The sequence below is a fragment of the Serinibacter arcticus genome (assembly GCF_003121705.1).
Taxonomy (GTDB): Bacteria; Actinomycetota; Actinomycetes; order Actinomycetales; family Beutenbergiaceae; genus Litorihabitans.
Genome location: NZ_PYHR01000002.1, coordinates 3,740,963 through 3,761,964, shown reverse-complemented (window position 1 = coordinate 3,761,964; position 21,002 = coordinate 3,740,963). Strand labels below are relative to the sequence as shown.

At 68.5% G+C, this 21,002-nt stretch carries 13 protein-coding genes; 6 read left to right on the top strand and 7 right to left on the bottom strand.

Annotation, left to right across the window (positions count from 1 at the left end; translation table 11 throughout):
- The first annotated feature begins 7 nt into the window (after positions 1 to 7).
- Entirely contained in the window at positions 8 to 310 is a 303-nt protein-coding gene (locus C8046_RS16720; protein ID WP_109230420.1) for a hypothetical protein, read from the top strand.
- Here the strand turns inward: C8046_RS16720 and C8046_RS16715 are convergent.
- Positions 307 to 531, bottom strand: coding sequence for a hypothetical protein (locus tag C8046_RS16715; protein ID WP_146197198.1), 225 nt, complete (start codon positions 529 to 531; stop codon positions 307 to 309). The two genes, C8046_RS16720 and C8046_RS16715, sit on opposite strands and share 4 nt — an antisense overlap.
- Before the next feature lie 474 nt (positions 532 to 1,005).
- Between C8046_RS16715 and C8046_RS16705 the strand changes: the two genes are divergently transcribed.
- Complete coding sequence (locus C8046_RS16705; RefSeq protein WP_109230417.1) at positions 1,006 to 2,721, top strand: DUF5979 domain-containing protein; 1,716 nt, start codon at positions 1,006 to 1,008, stop codon at positions 2,719 to 2,721.
- Between the two features lie 224 nt (positions 2,722 to 2,945).
- Positions 2,946 to 3,659, top strand: a complete 714-nt coding sequence (locus C8046_RS16700; RefSeq protein ID WP_109230416.1) for a GAF and ANTAR domain-containing protein — start codon at positions 2,946 to 2,948, stop codon at positions 3,657 to 3,659.
- 114 nt (positions 3,660 to 3,773) lie between these two features.
- On the opposite strand, the gene C8046_RS16695 is transcribed toward C8046_RS16700, so the two are convergent.
- Complete coding sequence (locus C8046_RS16695; protein ID WP_146197197.1) at positions 3,774 to 4,235, bottom strand: hypothetical protein; 462 nt, start codon at positions 4,233 to 4,235, stop codon at positions 3,774 to 3,776.
- Between the two features lie 488 nt (positions 4,236 to 4,723).
- Here C8046_RS16695 and C8046_RS16690 point away from each other — a divergent pair, with 488 nt between their 5' ends.
- Positions 4,724 to 7,405 (top strand): DUF7507 domain-containing protein, encoded by a 2,682-nt coding sequence (locus C8046_RS16690; protein WP_158277250.1) that lies wholly within the window; start codon positions 4,724 to 4,726, stop codon positions 7,403 to 7,405.
- 269 nt (positions 7,406 to 7,674) lie between these two features.
- On the opposite strand, the gene C8046_RS16685 is transcribed toward C8046_RS16690, so the two are convergent.
- Both C8046_RS16685 and C8046_RS16680 read right to left on the bottom strand, forming a co-directional pair.
- Positions 7,675 to 8,316 (bottom strand): hypothetical protein, encoded by a 642-nt coding sequence (locus tag C8046_RS16685; RefSeq protein ID WP_109230413.1) that lies wholly within the window; start codon positions 8,314 to 8,316, stop codon positions 7,675 to 7,677.
- Positions 8,317 to 8,697: 381 nt separating this feature from the next.
- Entirely contained in the window at positions 8,698 to 9,423 is a 726-nt protein-coding gene (locus C8046_RS16680; RefSeq protein WP_216628980.1) for an ANTAR domain-containing protein, read from the bottom strand.
- 141 nt (positions 9,424 to 9,564) lie between these two features.
- On the opposite strand from C8046_RS16680, the gene C8046_RS16675 reads away from it, so the two are divergent.
- The gene (locus tag C8046_RS16675) at positions 9,565 to 10,260 is read left to right on the top strand and encodes a GAF and ANTAR domain-containing protein (protein ID WP_109230411.1); all 696 of its coding nucleotides are present in this window, start codon (positions 9,565 to 9,567) and stop codon (positions 10,258 to 10,260) included.
- 281 nt (positions 10,261 to 10,541) lie between these two features.
- On the opposite strand, the gene C8046_RS16670 is transcribed toward C8046_RS16675, so the two are convergent.
- The 3 genes from C8046_RS16670 to C8046_RS16660 all read right to left on the bottom strand — a co-directional run bounded on the left by C8046_RS16670 (position 10,542) and on the right by C8046_RS16660 (position 19,710).
- Positions 10,542 to 17,504: a beta strand repeat-containing protein gene (locus C8046_RS16670; RefSeq protein ID WP_158277249.1), complete on the bottom strand. Its 6,963-nt coding sequence runs from the start codon at positions 17,502 to 17,504 to the stop codon at positions 10,542 to 10,544.
- 1,586 nt (positions 17,505 to 19,090) lie between these two features.
- On the bottom strand, positions 19,091 to 19,297 hold the full coding sequence (locus C8046_RS18190; RefSeq protein ID WP_146197196.1) for an antitoxin VbhA family protein: 207 nt from the start codon (positions 19,295 to 19,297) through the stop codon (positions 19,091 to 19,093).
- Between the two features lie 50 nt (positions 19,298 to 19,347).
- On the bottom strand, positions 19,348 to 19,710 hold the full coding sequence (locus C8046_RS16660) for an antitoxin VbhA family protein (protein WP_109230408.1): 363 nt from the start codon (positions 19,708 to 19,710) through the stop codon (positions 19,348 to 19,350).
- Positions 19,711 to 20,265: 555 nt separating this feature from the next.
- On the opposite strand from C8046_RS16660, the gene C8046_RS16655 reads away from it, so the two are divergent.
- A complete protein-coding gene (locus tag C8046_RS16655) occupies positions 20,266 to 20,769 on the top strand; it encodes a hypothetical protein (protein ID WP_109230407.1) in 504 nt (167 codons plus the stop codon).
- The last annotated feature ends 233 nt before the right edge of the window (positions 20,770 to 21,002 follow it).

Sequence of the window (21,002 nt, the reverse complement as noted above, 5' to 3'; positions counted from 1 at the left end):
GAGAGCGATGCACAAGATCGTGTTGAGCGTGACCACGCCGTGGCGTGATTGGACCGTCCTGGGGACGGTGTACCTGGCCGCTTTTCCACAGGTCGGCGACGTCATCTCTTTGGTCGACGAGAACTACGGCTTGGGCTCGAACTACGAGCTCGTCGTCACGAAGGTGACCCTGTCGCTGTTCAAGGATGCGGAGTTGGGAAACCAGTACGCAGGGTCAGTCAGTGTGTCGGTCCCGAACCTGGAGAGGTCAAGCAAGGAGGACTTCCGGCGCGCGCTGGTCTTCAACGGCCTGACTGTCGTCGATGACTAACGGGCCTGCGGCTGCATGAGCCAGGGCAGGTAGCGCCGCAGGTTCGCGGGCAGGTCGCGACGCACCGCGACGTGCCTGGGTTGCTTGACGAAGCACGTCACGACCGTATCGGGGGCAGCACCTGGCCAGCAGTGCCAAAACTCAGCGATCCGCGCCTCGAACGCGGCCTCCAAGTCCACCACGAAGCCGCTGCCGTGCTCCTTGTCCGGCAGGGTCGGCACCCAGCACCACCTGAACGGGAAGGTCTGCTCGCTCGAGGTGTCGCCAGGAGCGGCCACGGATGAACTCAGTCTGCTGGCGCATCGCGTGGGTGACCTCGGCGTACCTGCTCACTCCAGCGGTCTCGAGCAGCGCGTGCAACGACGGCCGACGGGAGGGGTCTGGCTCCCGGCGGGTGCTGGTCACCTCGCACCAGTCCAGCCAGAGCGCGTCCATGGCGCTGACCGTGTCACGCGAGGGTGGGCCACCGGCTAGCCCTGAGAAACGCCGTTACCAGAGACACGTGAGCTACATCCGCGTGCTGGCGCAGGGCCGTGAGATCGACCGGCGCGGAGTGCTGCACGGCTGTACGGTGCGCATGTGACGCGCCGGGCGGTAGGGCGAGGTGCATCTCATAGACGAGTCTCCTACGGTGGTAGCGCGCCGCCGCGGACAGCTGGTGGGCGCTCACACGTACACCTCAGGGGGAAACACTCATGTCTGCTGCCTTCGCGCTCGCCCGACGCCGGGATCCGCGCAGCTCTCTTCGACGACTGGTCTCGGCTGCTGCTGTGCTGGCCGTCGTGCTCGCCTCATTCGTCCTGCTGCAGCCCTCGGCCCAGGCCGTTGGCCAGCAGCCTCAGCCGCCCGTGGGCGAGTTCACCGCTGATCGTTGTGTCGGAGCGACGGCGCTGGATCCGGCAACGGCCGTGGAGTTCGACCTGCTGCGCGTGTGGGGTCAGCGGTTGGCGGAGTACAACGAGGGCAACGTCGTGCCCCTGTACAACTCTTTCGGTGACAATGATCCCGACACCAGTGCTCCGGTCTGCGGCGTGCGGTTCGTCGAAGGCACTGGCCCGGTCTCGGAGTGGATGTACTGCACCGACGCGCGCAACGAGGTCTGCGCGGGGACCACGGCCGAGGGCGAGATCGCCCAGGGCAGCACCCCGATTCCCGGGTACGTCTGGCTCGACGGGAACGAGCGCCTCACGCGTGAGCAGGAGACGGTGATCGCCCACATCCTCACCCACGAGATGGCGGTGACGATCGAGAACACCGGCTACTTCAGCTCGACGGCCTCCGACGCCGATGTCAGCACTCGCGCCACGCGTCAGCAGCTGGTGTGGTGCGTCAGCGATCTCGATCTGCTGGCCGGGGACCCGGCCGCTGCGGAGTTCTGCGCCCAGAACATGGGCCCCGAGCAGCAGGCCGCCATCCTGGCTCAGGTCCCGGAGGAGGCTGTGCTCGAGGTGGCCGCCACCAGTACGGAGCCCGTCATGGCAGGTGAGACCGCCGAGATCACCGTCACCACCAACGTCCTGGAGCAGCCCATCGTGCTCTCCTCGACCGGTACCGGTGCCGACCAAGCGACGGTGGCCGTGTGCGAGGGCCCCGGCTCGATCACCGACGGCATCCTGACCGTGAGCGGCACCGACCCCTCCAGCCCCGTCACCATCACGCTGTGCGTCACTGGACCGGCCGGAAGCCAGGTCAGCCTTGAGCTCAGCGCCGAGTCTGCCTCGATGCAGCACATCACCTGGTCCAGCTCGCCCGGGACCGACGCCATCGCCTGCCAGGTCTTCGCGACCTTCGAGACGACGCAAGCTGGCCCTGTGGTCGGCTCGGCGCAGGTCTCCTTCGCAGAGGCGATCGCCACCGGGAGCTTCCAGCTCGCCAAGCAGGTCACGGGTGACGCCGCCGCTCAGGTGGCGGCCGACACCAGCTTCACGGTCAGCTACTCCGTCGACGGCCAGCCCGCCGGGCAGCTCGAGGTGCTGGCTGATGGCACGCCTACCGCCGTCACCGATCTTCCGGAGGGTGCCACCGTGACCCTGGTCGAGACCGGCCTGCCCGTGATCGCCGACATCAACTGGGGCGAGCCCGTCTTCGTCATCGACGGGATCGAGACCGACACGTTCACCGTCGCCGGCGACGCTGTGGCCCAGGTGGAGCTCACTAACACTGCCAGCACGGTTGTCACCGTCACCGAGTCGCCCTCGGAGAGCGCCTCGACTCCTACGACCGAGACGACCGCGCCGGCTGGTGACTCCCCGACAACCAGCAGCGCCACTACCGGCACAGGCGGCTCACTGGCCGACACCGGAGCGGGATCGGCTGCATCGCTGATCAGCGCCGCCGGGGGTCTTCTGGCGGCCGGTCTCGTGGGGCTCGCCCTCGCGCGTCGCCGTCGTCTGCAGGGCCAGAGCCTCTGACCCAGCGCGCCTGATCACCCAAGACGGGGCCCCGGGTTTCCCGGGGCCCCGTCTGGCGTTCGAGGCTCAGCCGAGCATCCGTGCAACTCTCGAGACCACGGATCTCCGCCGTCCGGGCGGCTCGTTCTCCCGGGCGGAGATCGTCCATTCTCGGTAGCCTGGCAGGCCACCCACGAGCTGCCGGAACGTCTGGACCGGCGGACCCAGATCGTCGAGGAGGTCGGATGGATCTTCCCAACGACGCCGACGACCTGGCGAAGCGGGCCGTGGACCTGCAGAACACCGTGGGCCTGGTCGACACGGTCAATCGCATCATCTCCAGCGCGATCGAGTACGTCGACGACGCCACCCACGCCGGCCTCACCGTCCAGCTGCACGGCAGCTTCATCTCGCTGGCATCCAGCTCTCCCACCGCCGCTCAAGCAGATGATCTGCAGTACGAGCTCGGCGAAGGTCCGACCGTCGACGCGTTCGGATGCGAGACCTGGTACCGCAGCGGGGACCTGGGCCAGGACGAGCGGTGGCCCAGGTGGGGACCACGAGCCGCAGCACTCGGGCTCAACTCCGCCGTCAGCCTGCACTTCACCCTCGCGGGCAAGCCCGTGGCGGCGTTGACGCTGTACTCATCTGCGCGCGACGCTTTCGACAACACCGCGAAGCTGGATCTGGCTGCGCTGTACGCCTCCCACGCAGGCATCGCCCTGAACCAGGCCCGCCTTCTGGACTCCTTCGAGCAGGCCCTGGCCTCCCGCCACATCATCGGCCAGGCCCAGGGCATCGTGATGGAGCGCTTCGGGGTCGACGCCGAGCACGCCTTCGCCGCTATCCATCGCATCTCGGTCAACTCCAACACCAAGGTGCGGATCGTGGCCGCCCAGATCGTTGCCAGCCGGGTGATCCCGACCGTCAAGAAGCAGAGCAGCAACCCCCAGTCCTAGTCGGTCGCGATGCCGCCCCTCTAGAACGGTCCCGTGCGCGAAGACGAGCCGCCGTCTCGACGGCCACTGGTGTAGCAAACTTGTCGGACGTGACCACGGGCCCGGGCGTGCTGATCAGGGTGCTGTTTGGGTGAAGGTGGTCGCGACCCAGTAGACGTCGTCAGCGGCGAGGAGCTGCACCTCGACCGGGGTCTGGTTGTCGATGACAGCCCCATCACCATCAGTGCCCAAGCCCATCCCGATGGTGCCGTCATCGCAACGCTGCTCGGTGGTTCGGTCGCCCCCGTTGACGCGCAGGGTCACCTCGCCCTCACCGAGGCATGACATCTTGAAGAACCTCCCCAGCTCTGATCCCGGGACCTCGAAGGTGGCCCCGCCGCGGCCGGGGTGGGGCGTGATGAGGACGTCCTGAATCCGCGACTCACCATCGATCAGCGAACTACCAGCCTCGATGGCCCCGTCGAGGGTCGGCTCATCGGGCTCGGCCGGGCCAGAGCATCCTGCGACCGCCACGGCAAGAGCGCCGATCGTCGCGGCGAACACAGGCGGGGACAGGTGTCGTCGTCGTGTCGTCATCGAAACACGCTACGTCAGCCGCTGCATCGGTCATTCAGGTCCCGGCTAGGCCACAAGGGCACATCGCTCCGCCCGACTTCCAAGCGCCCCACCATAGGATTTCCGCTGCTCCTAGGTATCAAGAGTAGTCAATTGATGCACAAGTCGCCGCAGATCGCTCTAGCAATAGCGCCGTGGTGTGCGGTCTGCCAAGGCGCAACGCTGTCCGATCATTGGCGCGGACGTTGACTCTCCCGGGTCGCAGCCGCACCATGTGCGCCCTCGTCTACGAGCCTGTACGGTGGGCGGCACGTGGGGGCGTCGGCTTGGCTCCTCTACGCCAACCCGGCGCTCGTCGTTCACTGCACGGGACGCTGATAGCCAACCGTGGGGTGTCAATGCTTTCTTCCCAGAATCCATCCGTCGAACTGGGACGCGGCCCGGGCCGCTTAACCCGAAGAACATCAATTCTGGCGATCTTCGCTCTGGTCGCCTCGATGTTTGCGGCCATGAATGTGCTTCTGCCTGTTCCCTCGGCGAACGCCGCCCCGATCTGCGAGCCGGGTGACATCTACGTCAACACCGGTGGCGCGACCCCCGTGATCAACCGGTACTCCCCCACGGGTGAGCTCCTCAACAGCGCCCCCACCGAGGCCGCTTACACCGACATCGCCTTCTCCGCCGACGGCCTGGTGATGTACGGGATCCTCGACGACGGCGCTTCCGTCTTCACGTTCGACCCCGAGACCGGGGCCGAGCTGGGGTCGGTTGCCGTGGTCGGCCTGCCCACCGCGGGCTACTTCATCAACGCCCTCAGCGCTCTCCCCGACGGGGACCTCCTGGTCGGCGCAGCTCCCAGCGGTACGGAGACCTCTCAGCGCATCTACCGGATCAACCCGATCACCGGTGTCGCCACCCAGTTCGGAGCCTCGTTCCCCGAGGGCTTCGGCTCCGCGGGCGACTTCCTCTCCCTGCCCGACGGCGACCTGCTGGCCATCGGCCTGGGCCAGTTCGGCAGCTCGCTGTTCCGTATCGCCCCGGACTTCACAGTGACCAACGTCGGCACGGTGCCGGTCTCCTTCGGTGCGGCCCAGAGCGGCGGGAACGTCTACCTGGCCGGCGCAGAGGGAACCCTCTACGAGATCAACGACGTGCCCACGGCTGCGTCCACCGCTCCGGTGGCCGTGACCGCGCTCGCCGTCACGGGGCTGGAGTTCTTCGGCGCGACCTCACAGCAGGACAGCGGCCTGTGCTCGGAGCTGAACATCACCAAGACCTCCACGCCGCCCTCGGGCACGCTGCTGGAGCTGGGTCAGACCGTGACCTACTCGATCACGCTGTCCAACATCAACGGCACGGCCCCCGCCGCGGTGGATCAGACCGACGACCTCACGGCCGTCCTGGACGACGCCGAGATCACCTCCGCGCCCGTCGTCTCCGCCGGCAGCCCGCTGACCATCGCCCCCGTCACGGACGGCAGCTTCCGCATCACGGGCCTCATCCCTGCCGGTGGCGAGTCCACGATCACCTACGCCGTGACGGTCAACGACCCCGCCACCGGCGACGGCGTCCTGACCAACTACGTCATCCCCACCGGCACCACGCCCCCCGCCTCCTGCGAGACGGGCGATACCACGTGCACCAGCCACCCCGTCGCAGACCCGTCGCTCACGGTCGTGAAGTCGGTGGACCCCGCCGATCAGCTCTCCTACGGCGTGGGCCAGGAGGTCACCTACTCCTTCGTGGTCACCAACACCGGCAACGTCACCCTCACCGACGTCGTCGTCAACGAGACCGCGTTCGACGGCACCGGTGAGCTCGGGCCCCTGACGCCCGCCTCGGTCGCCACCCTCGCGCCGGCTGAGTCCACGACGTTCACGGCCACCTACACCCTCACCCAGGCCGATGTGGACCGTGGCAGCACCACCAACACCGCCACCGCCACGGGCACACCGCCGGTCGGCCCGCCGGTCGAGGCCCCGCCCTCCACGGTCGAGATCCCCTCGCTGCCCAGCCCTGCGCTGACGGTCGTGAAGTCGGTGGATCCCGCAGACGAGGCCTCCTACGTGGTCGGTCAGGAGGTCACCTACTCCTTCGTGGTCACCAACACCGGCAACGTGACCCTGGCCGACGTGGTCGTCAACGAGACTGCGTTCGACGGCACCGGTGAGCTCGGACCTCTCACGCCCGCCTCGGTCGCGACGCTGGCTCCGGCTGCGTCCACGACGTTCACGGCCACCTACACCCTCACGCAGGCCGATGTGGATCGTGGCAGCACCACCAACACCGCCACGGCCACGGGGACTCCGCCCGTGGGTCCGCCGACCGAGGCTCCGCCCTCGACGGTGGAGATCCCCTCGCTGCCCGACCCCGCGCTGACGGTGGTCAAGTCCTCCGACACCGAGGTCATCACCGCCGCCGGCCAGGAGGTCACCTACTCCTTCGTGGTCACCAACACGGGCAACGTCACGATCACCGACGCCGCGCCGGTGGAGCTGGACTTCTCCGGCACCGGCGTCCTCGGTGCCCTGACCCCGGCGACCGCGACGCTGGTCGCTGGTCAGTCCGCGACGTTCACCGCGATCTACACGGTCACCCAGGCCGACGTGGACGCCGGCGAGCTGACCAACACCGCCACCGCCACCGGCACCCCGCCGCCCGGGACCGAACTGCCGCCCGTTCCCCCGTCCGAGGTCACCATCCCCGGCACGCCCAGCCCTGCGCTGGCCGTGGTGAAGTCCTCCGACACCGAGAAGGTCACCAGGGCGGGTCAGGTCGTGACCTACTCCTTCGTGGTCACCAACACCGGCAACGTCACGCTGAACGGCGTCACCCCGGTGGAGACCCAGTTCTCGGGTACGGGCGAGCTGGGCGCGTTGACGCCGGCGGCCGTCACCCTCAGCCCGGGTGAGTCGCAGACCTTCTCCGCGACCTACACCGTCACACGCGAGGACCTGCGCTCCCTCGAGCTCAGCAACACGGCCATCGCCACGGGCACTCCGCCGGAGGGTGGGACCGTCACCTCGCCTCCCTCCAGCACCAAGTCGCCCATCGTCCCGGCGGCCGCCTCCAGCCTTCCGGAGACGGGCGCGACGGTCGCCGGAGCCATCGGAGCAGCAGCCCTGCTGCTGGCCAGCGGAGTCGCACTGACCGCGGCTCACCGCAAGCGCAGCCGCACCACGGCTGTGTGATCACCTAGCACGCCAAGCGCCGCAGGGTCACAGGAGCGAAACCTCCTGTGACCCTGCGGCGTTGCTGGCTCTGCTCGCTGCGATCCGCCTGGACCTGGCATGCCGGGGGCACCATCGCCATGCGGCGGCGCAAGGTTGGGGGTACCGTTCCCGTCGGTAGCTGCAGCTGAGAAACTGCTTCGAGCACCAACTCGAGAAGCCCACGCCGATGGCGTGGGCTTCTGCGTTCAGGGTAACGACTGCCTGCTGATGAATCTCGGCACGCTGGCTCACAGCACGCGGTACGTCAGCACCTGGGGCTGCGAGACCAGGGGCACGAATCCCAGCCGGCGGTAGACGCCGGCGTGCTTCCTCGTCGCAGCCCGCACGGCAGCGACGTCGCCCGAGGGCAGCGCAGCATCGAGATGAGAGCGCATCATCAGCACGCCGCCGATCGGCTCCAGCGACGCTGCCGAATCCACGGTCCAGCGCGCCTCGCGCAGCCGCGCGCGGTCGGCCTTCCTGTCCTGCCGAGACGAAGCGACGCGGCCGACCGAGCTGAGCGATTCGATCGTGTGAGGCAGCAGCACCAGCAGCCCCGAGACCATCGCGAGCCAGCCGATCGCCAGGACTGTCAGGACGATGGCGGCTCCTAGGTCCGAGGCGGACGCCAGCGGCACGAGCGCGATCATCACCACGAGCACCAGCGCGATACGGCCCAGCAGTGGTCCTGCGCCGCGGGCACCGCGTCGCGCCACCCGGACCACGACCCTGCGCTGGTGGTGGAGATAGCCGGGCAGGAGCATCGCGACCAGCCAGAGAGGCACCGCGAAGGCGGCCAGGAACTTCTTCAGCCCCTTGGAGCTGGGGGCGTAGGCCTGCGCCAGCGTCCACACGACGCCCGGGACGTCAGAAAGGCGGACGGGGTGCACGCGATCGACCCTAGCCGGGAGCTCCCGGCTCCTTGCGGAGCGCTACTGCCACTACTTACCCCGGCGCTGCGAGTACTGATTGATCTCCCTCGTCGAGCGAGGGGGCGTGCGCACTCCAACGCACAGGGCTGGCGACCGGGGCCTAGCTGGCCCCTTCTCCCAGAACTTCTGGGCCGGCAAGCAGCCTGGTGACAGAGCCAGCCACGTTGCTCGGTCTGTGTGGAGAAGCGACCTGTCCCGGCGTGTAAGGGCACGCCGGGACAGGTCTGTGCCGAGCCTGCAGAGGGCAAGACTCGAGCAGGTAGAAAGTACCCCGCCCCCCTGGACACCTGCCAGTGCCGCTACCGCAGCACGGCATCCCTGCGTGCAGCGGGGCCGGTGTCAGTCTCTTCCGTTGCTGAAGTCGAGCTCCCCACTCACGACACTTGCGGCGACCTGGTCGACGCGGGCGTCAGCAACGTAGGCCCGCGCACGCAGGAGCGCCAGTGCGTCCTGAGAGGCGAGGTCGGCCTGCGCCATCACCATCCCGGTCGCGTGATGGACGACTGTGCGCGAGCCCCAGGTGCTGCTCGCGTGCGGGCGACCCTCGGGCTGGCGGGCCGCATCCTCCAGCAGCGCCGGCCCCAGTGCATTGGCCAGGAACGCGACCTGGTCCGGGCGCTCGGCTAGCGGCTCGCCGAGTCCGGTGTAGACGGTGGCGACCCCTCTGAGCCCATCGAGGTGAAGGGGAACGGCACACAGACTGACCTGTCTGATCCTTTGCTTGTGAAGCGCCTGAGCAAGTCGCGGCCAGCGCTTCTCGGCCTCGGAAGCGAGATCAACCAGGACGAAGGCCTCCAACCGCGCTGCCTGATAGCCGGGACCCTCGCCCGCAACTTCCTGCAGACTCTCGAGCGTGTTGGCCAGCTCGTCGCTCGCGCAGATGGTGGTTCTGCCATCTGTGAGGTAGTCCACGGTGAGCGCTACTCCGTCGGCACCCACCATCAGCCGCAACGCCTCCCCTAGCCGCCAAGGCTGCGGCTGATCCAGAGGAAGCGCCGCGAGCGTGGTGGCCAGGCCCGCGAGGATTCGTTTGCGCTCGTGTGCAGGAAGGTCGTTCACTGCCACCGCTCCTCACGGATCCCGTCGTCACTGAGGACACCCTCAACGCTACGCCCGCCAGGTTTCTGAGACCACGATCACCATCGCTCTAAACTCGAGCCGTCGGGGTCGTTGGTGACCCGACTTTGCACCCGAGAGGCTTCACTCATGTCTGACAACTCACTGGCGCGGGAGCTCGCCGAACTCGTCGTGCGGCTCCACCAGGCCCCCGACACCACCCATACGGCTGCCGAGGTCGTGCAATTCGCCTGTCAGCAGTTCGACGCCGACTACGCCGGCATCACACTCATCAAGCAGCGTCGCCAGTTTCAGACCGTGGCCCCCACCGATCCCCTGGTCGAGGAAGCCGATCGGCTGCAGCACGAGCTGAACGAGGGCCCCTGCCACGACAGCGCCCTGCAGGGAGACTCCTTCGTCTCTCAGGACCTGGCTGCCGACGAGCGGTGGCCGCTGTGGGCACCCCGTGCTGTCGAGTTGGGCCTGCGCAGCGCACTGGGAACAGACCTCCCGGGCCAGGCGAACGGCCACCGGATCGGTTCTCTGAACCTCTTCTGGACGCAGCCCCGGGACTTCTCCTCCAGCGACGTGGAGTTCGCACACCTGCTGACCCGGCACGCCGCGTTCGCACTGGCCTCATCGATCGAGGTCGAGGGCCTGACATTGGCACTGGACGGTCGCAAGCGAATCGGTCAGGCCGAAGGCATTCTGATGGAGCGACACAAGCTCACCGAGGAGCAGGCCTTCGCGGTGCTGAAGCGGTACTCCAACAACCACAACATCAAGCTCCGCGACCTGGCAGACCAGGTGGTTCAGAAGCTCGATCTCCCCAAGGCAAACGCCTGACGCGCGGCATCAGTTCTGCGCCTGCGCAGCGCCCGCAGGTACGACGAAGGCCCCCGGCTGGATGCCGGGGGCCTTCGCTGTGCGGCCGCCAGGGGGGCTGGTGAGCCGCACTCCCGGGACGTCAAGCGAGTGAGGGGCTCGCCTGCTGATCGTCCTGGGCTACCCCCGCAGAGCGTGGGTGGCTCGTTGCCCATGCACTGGGCTTGCCCAGATTCTATGACCCACCTGGGGCGCGCAGCGGCTCTCCGCCACGCGCCCCAGGGGTCCTGTCAGTCCCCCTGCTATGAGGACTGCGTCTCTCCTCGGCGACGTCGCGCCACCAGGATCGTTCCGCCGGCTCCCAGGAGCAGGAGCGCAGCGATACCGACCGTGGTCACTGCTGCACCCGTGTGGGCCAGCGGCGGGGTGGGCTTGACCGGCGGCGTGACCGGCGGCGTGACCGGCGGGGTCACCGGCGGCGTGACGGGCGGCGGCGTGGGCCCCGGCGGCACCGGGTGCTCGGTCTCCACCGGCGGCGGAGTGATCGGCGGAACGCCCGGAGGCGTGGCCGAACCCGAGGCGATGTTGTTGATCAACACACCGGCCGCGTCCTCGTTCACGGTCACCGAGTAGGTGATCGTGATCGAGCCACCGACCCCGAGGGAACCGCTCCACGTGAGCGTGGTGCCCTCGAGCACCAGGGCCCCGGGAGCATCGTCGCTGACCATGGAGACGGAGTCAGGGTTGAACTCCGCGTTGTTGAGCACCGCAGCCATGTCGTCGGTGATGACGACCGGGTCCAGCACAGTCGCGCCCGTGTTGGTGCCGGTCACCGTGTAGGTGATCGTCTGGCCGCCCTGAACAGCAGTCCCCGAGACGGGGTCGCTGGTCTTGGTGACCTCGAAGCCGGGCACCGGGTGCTCGGTCTCCACCGTCGGCGGAGTGATCGGCGGCAGACCCGGAGGCGTGCCCTCACCCGAGGCGATGTTGTGGAGCACCGCGCCGGCGGCGTCGGCGTTCACGGTCACCGAGTAGGTGATCGTCACCGACTCACCCACGGCCAGGGAACCGTTCCAGGTGAGCGTGGTGCCCTCCAGGTCCAGCTGAAGAGCCTCCTGGTCGGTGACCACGGCGACGGCGTCGGAGTTGAACACCGCGTTGTCGAGCACCGCAGCCAGGTCGTCGGTGATGACGACCGGATCCAGGACCGTGGCACCCGTGTTGGTGCCCGTCACCGTGTAGGTGATGGTGTTGCCACCCAGGACCGTCGAACCCGAGACAGGATCGCTGGTCTTGGTGAGCTCGAAGCCGGGCACCGGGTGCTCGGTCTCCACCGGCGGCGGGGTGATCGGCGGCAGCCCAGGAGGCGTTGCCGACCCCGAGGCGATGTTGTTGATGACCGTGCCCGCAGGCACGTCATCGCTCAGCCTCACCGTGTAGGTGATCGTCACCGTCTGACCGACGGCCAGGCTGCCGGTCCAGGTCAGCGTGGTGCCCTCCAGCACCGGAGCCGGAGCAGTCTCGTCCCCGATGGTGGCGACGGGATCGCCGGTCAGGTCGGCGTTGTTCAGCACCTGCGCCAGGTCGTCGTTGATGACGACCGGATCCAGGACCGTGGCACCGGTGTTGGTGCCCGTGACCGTGTAGGTGATGGTGTCGCCCCCGACGACCGTCGAGCCCGAGATCGGGTCCGAGGTCTTGGTGAGCTCGAAGCCGGGCACCGGGTGCTCGGTCTCGACCGGGGGCGGGGTGATCGGCGGCAGCCCAGGAGGCGTTGCCGAGCCCGACGCGATGTTGTTCACGATCGTCCCGGCCGGGATGTCCGCGTCCAGCGTGACCGTGTAGGTGAGCGTCACAGCCTGGCCAGCAGCCAGGCTGCCGGTCCAGGTGAGGGTCGTGCCCTCGAGGGACGGCGCAGCAGCAGCCTCACCGTTCACCGTCGCAGTGGCCTCGCCGGTCAGCTCGGCGTTGTTCAGCACCGCGGCCAGGTCGTCGGTGATGACGACCGGGTCCAGGAGCGTCGCGCCGGTGTTCGTACCGGTCACCGTGTAGGTGATCGTGTCGCCACCGACGACCGTCGAACCAGAGACAGGATCGCTGGTCTTGGTCAGGGCGAAACCAGGCACGGGGTGCTCGGTCTCGACCGGAGGCGGCTCGATCGGCGGCAGACCCGGAGGCGTAGCCGAGCCGGAGGCGACGTTGTTGATGACCGTGCCCGCGGGCACGTCAGCGTCAACGGTCACCGTGTAGGTCAGCGTGACGGCTTGGCCGACGGCGAGGCTGCCGGTCCAGGTGAGCGTCGTGCCCTCGATGGACGGCTCTGCAGCCGTCTCACCGTTCACCGTCGCGACCGGAGCACCGGTGAGCTCGGCGTTGTTGAGCACCTGGGAGAGGTCATCGGTGATGACGACCGGCTCCAGGACCGTCGCGCCCGTGTTGGTACCGGTCACCGTGTAGGTGATCGTGTCGCCACCGGTGACCGTTGTCCCCGAGACGGGATCGCTGGTCTTGGTGAACTCGAACCCGGGCACCGGGTGCTCGGTCTCCACCGGAGGCGGCTCGATCGGCGGCAGACCCGGAGGCGTGGCCGAGCCCGACGCGATGTTGTTGATGACCGTGCCCGCGGGCACGTCCGCGTCCAGCGTGACGGTGTAGGTGAGCGTCACAGCCTGGCCGGCAGCGAGGCTGCCGTTCCAGGTGAGCGTCGTACCGGCCAGCACCGGAGCAGCGCCCACCGAAGCGGTGATCTCACCGGTCAGCTCGGCGTTGTTCAGCACCGCGGCCAGGTCATCGGTGATGACGACCGGATCGAGAACCGTCGCGCCGGTGTTCGTACCGGTCACCGTGTAGGTGATCGTCGAACCACCCTGGACAGCAGTGCCCGAGACCGGGTCGCTGCTCTTGGTGAGAGTGAACCCGGGCACCGGGTGCTCGGTCTCCACCGGAGGCGGCTCGATCGGAGGCAGACCCGGAGGCGTCGCCGAACCGGAGGCGACGTTGTTGATGACCGTGCCCGGGGGCACGTCCGCGTCCAGCGTGACGGTGTAGGTGATCGTGACCGTCTCGCCCACGGCGAGCGATCCGTTCCACGTCATCGTCGTGCCCTCGACCACCGGAGCCCCGCCGAGCGAGGCCACCGGCGCACCGGTGAGCTCGGCGTTGTTCAGCACCTGGGAGAGGTCGTCGGTGATGACGACCGGGTCCAGGACCGTGGCGCCCGTGTTGGTGCCGGTCACCGTGTAGGTGATGGTGTCGCCACCGTTGACCGTCGTCCCCGAGACGGGGTCGGAGGTCTTCGTCAGCGTGAACCCGGGCACGGGGTGCTCGGTCTCCACCGGCGGCGGGGTGATCGGCGGCAGACCCGGAGGCGTCGCCGAACCGGACGCGACGTTGTTGACGATCGTGCCCGCGGGCACGTCCGCGTCCAGCGTGACGGTGTAGGTCAGCGTGACCGTTTGGCCGACAGCCAGGCTGCCGTTCCAGGAGAGCGTGGTGCCGTCGAGCGAGGGGGTCTCGGCGGCCTCACCGTTCACCGTGGCGACCGGGTCACCAGTCAGCTCGGCGTTGTTGAGCACCTGCGCCAGGTCGTCGGTGATGACGACCGGGTCCAGGACCGTGGCACCGGTGTTGGTGCCCGTGACCGTGTAGGTGATGGTGTCGCCGCCCTGGACTGCCGTTCCCGAGACGGGGTCGGAGGTCTTGGTCAGGGTGAACCCGGGGATCGGGTGCTCGGTGCACAGGAGGTCGCCCGGCTCGCAGGGGCCGGTCGGGGGCTCCTGGCCGGTGGGGACGACGACGTTGCTGAAGACCCCGTCGCTGCCCTCGGGCAGCTCGTCCACCAGCGTGACGCTGTAGATCACCGTGGCGGTCGCACCAGCAGCGAGATCACCAGCGACGGTGAACTCATCGCCGTTGGATCCCACCGTCAGGCTCAGGCCGAAGCCGTTGCCGCCGATGAATGCCGGCTGGCCGGTGATCGTGCCCAGCGTGGGGACGTCGAGGAGGTGGTCGGTGTGATCGACCGGCACTGCCTGGCCGCCGGTGTTCTGGAAGACGATCGCGTAGGAGATCGTCGACCCGAGCTCGACCGCGGTGCCCGAGGAGGGCGTGGAGCCCTTCTGGATCACCAGCGCGCCCGGGATCGGGTGCTCGGTGCAGGCGATCTGTCCGGGCAGCGCCGGCTCGCACGCCCCGGGCGGCTCGGTCGGGGGCACGTCGCCCTCGAGGAGGACGTTGACCAGGTTGCCGTCACCGAACGGTCCCGTGGGTCCGTTCACGGTGACGGTGTAGGTCACGGTGACCGTCTGGCCGATCGCGAGGGTCCCGTCGATCGTGAAGGAGCCCGTGACGGGCTCGACGGCGGACACGTTGAGCGCACCGGCCGGCGAGGCCGTCGGAGCGGTGGTGACCGTGCCGTCGTCCAGCGCACCCAGGAGCGAGTCCAGGTGGTCGACCGCGACCGGCGTCGCGCCGGTGTTGGTGAAGGTCAGCGTGTAGTCGATCGAATCACCGGGCAGGACCTGCGTCCCGGAGACCGGGTCGGAGGACTTCGTCACCGACAGGCCGGGGACGGGGTGCTCGGTCTCCACCGGCGGCGGAGTGATCGGCGGCAGCCCCGGAGGCGTGGCCGAACCCGAGGCGATGTTGTTGACGATCGTCCCCGGAGCGACGTCGTCGTTCAGCGTGACGGTGTAGGTCAGCGTGACCGACGCCCCGATGGCGAGCGTGCCGTTCCAGGTCAGCGTGGTGCCAGCGACGGTCGGAGCAGCACCCGCCGAGGCGGTGGGCGTGCCCGTCAGGGTCGCGTTGTTCAGCACCTGGGCGAGGTCGTCGGTGATGACGACCGGGTCCAGCACCGTGGCACCGGTGTTGGTACCGGTCACCGTGTAGGTGATGGTGTCGCCGGCCACGACAGCAGTGCCCGAGACGGGGTCGCTGGTCTTGGTCAGCTCGAAGCCGGGCACGGGGTGCTCGGTCTCGACCGGCGGAGGCTCGATCGGTGGCAGGCCGGGAGGCGTGGCCGAGCCGGAGGCGACGTTGTTGATGATCGTGCCCGCGGGCACGTCCTCGTCCAGCGTGACGGTGTAGGTCAGCGTGACCGAACCGCCGACAGCCAGCGTGCCGTTCCAGGTGAGCGTCGTGTCCGTCACGGTCGGTGCAGCGCCGGCGGAGGCCGTCGGCGTGCCCGTGAGCGTGGCGTTGTTGAGAACCTCGGCGAGGTCGTCGGTGATGGTCACCGGGTCCAGGACCGTGTCACCGGTGTTGGTGCCGGTGACCGTGTAGGTGATCGTGTCGCCGCCCGCGACAGCGGTACCGGAGACCGGGTCGCTCGTCTTGGTCAGCTCGAACCCGGGCTCAGGCTCGGGCTCGGAGACGGGGGTGTTGTAGATCGTGCACGTGAGCTGCACGCCCTCCTGGCCCACGACCGAGAAGCCCGGCGTGGCAGCACTACCGGCGTTGGTGACCGAGACCGGTGCACCGGTCTCGGGGTTGAGGCAGACCGCGTTCGCCCCGGCCACGGGCACGAGCTCGAAGCCGTCCTGCTGGGTCTCGAGGATCTCAACCGGCCCCGAGGTGACGGGGCTGTCGAAGGTCAGGCCGAAGGAGACCCGACCGTCGCCACCGTCGACCGTGGTGGCCGTGGTCGGCGCGACCAGCGAGACGCCCGTGGCGGTGGTGGAGGCGTCGAACTGCCATCCGGCAGGAGCAGGCGTTGCCTGGGCGATGGTGCCGCCCTCGGGCACGATCATCTTGCGAACCTCGATACCGCCGTCACAGTTGCCGGCCAGGCCGGCCAGCACCGAAGCAGCCTGGTCGAAGTTGGCGGCCCGGAAGTAGTCCGACCCCGCCGTCGTTCCCGAGACCGCGCGCAGGTTGAGCTCACTGGCGGGCGTCAGGCCCGGGCCAGCGCCGACAGCGATCACTCGGCTACCGGCGGCCTTGAGCTGGTTGGCCGAGAAGATGCCGGCGTCGATGTCCTGGTGGGAGTTGAAGGCGCTGGCACCCGTGCCGGGGGTGGGCCCGTACGTGGTCGGGTTGCCGTCCGTCAGGAGGATCACCAGGTCGTAGGTGTTGCCCGAGTTCGCGGCGGCGGCGAGGCCGCGGTCCCAGTTGGTGCCTCCGCCGGACAGCCAGTTGGCGTACTGGGCCTTGAACGTTGCCGCCTGGGCGGCGGTGGTCACCGGCAGCAGGTCGGGGTAGTTGATGGCTGAGACGCCGGGGGCCGGGATGGCCCCGGATCCGGGGCTGGTGGTGGAGAAGGAGAACAGCGACATCCGGGTCGGCGTCCCGCGGAAGGCGTCCACGAAGGTGCCCATCGCGCTCTTCACGCTGGCGATGCCCGCCGCGCCGAGGGAGCCGGAGGTATCAGTGACGAGCGCGATGTCCAGATCGCAGCGCGCCGTGGCCGGCGGGTTCGCCCGCGACTGGTTCCACACGCCCGTGGTGCGGGTGACGTTGGCAGCCTGGCCCCCCTCGGCGTTGCTGTCCTCACGCACGCGCATGAAGCCGACGTCGGGACTGAGGTAGTTCGGGGTGCTCTGGAGGAGCGGCGTGGTGGAGCGGTAGGTCTGCCCAGCTCGCAGGAGGCTGTCGGTGCGGAAGCGGTACACGAAGGTGAAGTCCGGAGTAGCACCGCTGCCACCCAGTCGCGCGGAGGGGTTGGAGTACCAGCCCTCGGGAGACGTCCCGATCTGCTGGACCCAGAACCGGGTGTCCTGCGGAACACCGGTCTCAGAGATGGCACCGGCGCGGATCGGGATGATGAAGCTGCAGTCACCGTCGGCGTCCGAGACGCACGTCGTCCACGACCACCCGGAGTTGAACTGGCTGCCGCGCGTTCCCTGGATCGCCGTGAGCCCGGGAGTCGGAGCGTTGGAGTCCTCGAAGGTTGCGCTCCCAGTTCCGAACAGGCCGAGCTCGACCCCCGCTAGACCCTGGACCGAGCCATCAGCCAGACGGTCGCCGCCGACCTTGACGGTCAGCACGGCGCTACCGGCCGGAGGATCGGGAACGGACATCGGAGAGATGCCGATCGAACCGTCCCGGCTCGCCTCACCCTCGGACGTGGTCGAGCTGTCAGAAGCCGTCCACTCCACCTCGACGGTCTCGGGGAGCTCGGCGCTGTCCTGCGGAGCGCTCCCGCCGGCATCAGCGCCGGCGTTCTCAAGCTCAGGCGCAGGCGCACCCTCGTCTGTAATTGTTGCAGTCTCGCTCGGAACTGCGAGTGGCTCGGCGACGGCGGGCACCAGCCCGGTCACCACCATGAGACCCACCAGGACGCCGGCAACTGCACCAGTGATCCTTCGCGACCTCCCCCGTTGCGCCCCCATGCGCGTTAGACCATCTGATCGAGTCACAGGCAATCCCTTCGTCGCCGCGTGCCCCCCAAGGCCCGCGGGTACCTCACTGAGGTGTTCAGGTGTGAGCACCCCCGTCCATCCGCGGCGATGCGCTACCAACGTAGGAGCACCCACCGTCGAGCGCATCCCGACCTGATCGGCAGGCCGAGACGCCACTCATGAGGACGGAAAGCCAGCCAGAGACCAGCGATTCCCCTCGTTTTCCTAGACGTACGAACGGCTCGTATATGACGCGAACCGGCGAACCTTCTTCGGCGGAACGGACTGCACGAGGACCGGATCGCAGCACGCACCGGCAGTGCAGCTCGCAGCGCAGCAGCCATACCGCCGCGAAGGCAAGCGCAGAGTGTCAAGAGTGCTCAAAGCGCCGTCGCGATCGATCGAGACAGCGGCGGGGTGAAAACCAGGGTGACTGGCTTGCGGCCGCTACTGACGCGCGGTCCGCGACTACTGACACAGCGCCCGACGGGACGCAGCCAGCTGCGTATGCGCACTAGCGTCCTCACCGGTACTGATGGCCGTGCAGGACTGACAGCACTCAGACCCTCCCCAGGGAACCCGCTGCCCCGCGATCTCCCCTGGGGTCGATCGGGCCCCATGCCTGATCGACCGGCAGCGACTCAGCGCGCTTCGATGCGCGTACCGCCTGCCGCCCTCGCTCGAGGGAACGCGCCCGACCCGGATCTCCGGGTCGGGCGCGTTGGCAGCTGGAGGTTGAGACCCCGGGCAGATCGCGCAGCGGCGACTTCCGCGGGCTAGCTAGTGGGCCGTGCCGGTGGTCGTGACTCGGTTGGCCTCGCGGTAGGTCACGAGGTCCTTGCGAACGTAGGAGACCCGGCCGCCGCCGTAGCGGATGTAGGAGGGCCCTGGCCGAGCGATCGCCAGTTCGCCAACGTCTTTTCGGCCACTCCCAGGAACACTGCGGCCTGCTCCGTAGTCAGCGCGTCGTCCTGATCGAGCGTGCTCATGGGTCCAGTCTGGAGCACAACCGCGTGTCTGTCGCACCCCTGTGCGAGTCTCAGGCCGTGACAGGCGAGGGAAGGAAGTACCGGGGGGGAGACGGGACGTGAACTCATCCCGATGGGTGACGCTGCACGCGAGGCTCCCGAGATCCAGCGCCGCGGTCAGCGGATGGTTGAGGCCGAGACGCCGGTGGAGGTCCTCGTCTGGATCGACTCGCACCGGAGCCGTTGGCACCAGCACCGAGGATGGGCAGTCGCCTGGACCGAGACGCAGGTGCGCGTGCGCTACATCGACGACCACGAGCGCGAAGGGCCTGGCGTGGGTCTGGCCGAACGCTGTCACGCGGGTCTAGCACTGTTGCTAACGTTCGACGTGGCGCTGCACCTTCTGGCAGCGTCCCGGGGGTGCTTTTCCTTCTGTTAGCGCAGAGGGGTAGTGCCGGCGGTCCAGGCATCTGACCTGATCGCCCCGACGGCCCATCGAGTTCCAGCTCGGTGGGTCGTCTGCCGTCGTGCTGGTGTCGCGGTTCAGAGGTTCGTACTGGCCATCCGCCGGATCATCTCGTCGAGGTCGATCTCCCCGGCGACGTAAGACCGGACGACCGCCATGCCGGCCTCGCTGGGCCGGGCACCGTCCAGGTCCCAGGACGCCACGATGTCGATCATCGCCTCGCGCCGAGCATCGAGATCGCTGTCGTCGGCACGGTGTCGTCCGGGGTCAGGCGGCATCGTCATGATTACAACTCTTTCGCAGGACGGCGTGCACTAATCGCTGGCGGCGGGTCTCAGAGACCTGTGCCGGTCATCCGCCGAAACATCTCCTCGAAATCGATCTCGCCAGCTACATAGTCCCGAAGGATGGCCATGCCGGCGGCGTTGGGGCGTGAGCCGTCGAGATGCCAGGAGGCCACGATGTCGATCATCGCCTCGCGCCGAGCCTTGAGGTCGGTGTCGTCAGCACGGGTCACACGCTCCACGAACTGACCCACGTCGAAGGGGAAGAAGACCTCGCCATGCCCGGGACAGGTGGCGTGGGCGCGCATCATCATGAACGCACGGAAGGCAGGCAGCCGTTCCGCACCGACGACGTCCTCGACCTGCTGGAGGCTGTAGCCCATCTCGCAAGCCGGCTCAGGCAGCATCGTCATGGCGACAACTCTCCCGCACGCGGGCTGACCGCCGCTGGCGGTGTGTCGCCACTGCTCGCAGAACCGCGCCAGTCGTGGACGACCTGCCACACCCGATCAGCACTGATCCCGTGTCTCGCCCCCACCTCGCGCATGAGCTCGCCAGCGGCGACATCTTCACGGATCTGGGCATCGCGCTGGGGGTGACGGGGCCCGGCTGCTGATCGACGGGCCCGCTCGGTCCGGCAGCCATCCGAGCAGTAACGCGCCTGCTGGCCGCGGGGTCGATCCCAGGACGTCCCGCACTCGGGGCAGGTCGTCGGAACGGTCAGGGGCCGCACCGGGTCGGTCAGCGGCTCCAAAGCCAGCAGCCGGCGGGCATCCTTCTCACACATCTGTCGCCACATGCGCTGGCTGGCGCAGCCGATCACGGCGCACTGCGGCTTGGACTCCATGGCTGGCGAGGATGACAGTGCCCCGTGACGATGTCCAGCACGAGGCTCGTGGGAGTGCTTCGGATGTCAGACCGCCGTCCTACGCTCGTGCCTCGAGGACCGCTACCGCGAGGAGGAGACGATGGCTGCCAAGGTGGGCTTGCCCGTGAGAACCCCGGGTCACGCGTGGTTGGGCTGGACGCCGATCGGGGATCTGGACACTGCGGCCCGTGAGCGGCTGGTGGAGCTGCTCACCCCGGCGATCGGCACCCCGGCGCTACCCGACCTCGAGGCGGTCCTGGACGGGCGCGTACCGCTGTGCGAGTGCGGGTGGTCCGGCGATCCGGTGACATGGCAGCCGTCGGATCATCGCCGTCGTCGTAGCCGCGAGTGGGACGATCACATCTCCTACTTGCGGATGAGCCTCATCGCGCAGGAGCACGCGGCCGCGGCTGCGTCTGCCGCCCTCGAGTTGGCCGCGAAGGATTGGGACGGCGATCCTGCGACTGCTGAGTGGCTTCAGGCGCGAGCCGATCATGTGGCCGAGGTGGGAGTCTTCGATGGAGAGCACTGGCCAACAACAGGTCGAAACGAGATCGTCGCGCCCGCCGACGACGACGACATCAACGGCCAAGGGCGGCTGTAGCAGTGGGCATCAAGCCAGCCCGTCAGGGTGACGTTGCGCCCCGCGTCACCACCGGCACGCACGCGACTCCCGCGAGTGTGATCGCGGACCTTCGGGCAGCGGGCGCGCAGGAGGCCGAGAATGCGCCACCTCTAACACCGGCGCAGGTCGACCTCATCGTCTCGATCCTGCGATCGAGTCGAGCCGACAGCGCGGACAACACCTAGGCTTTCGGACCGTGGCCCGAGGTGCGG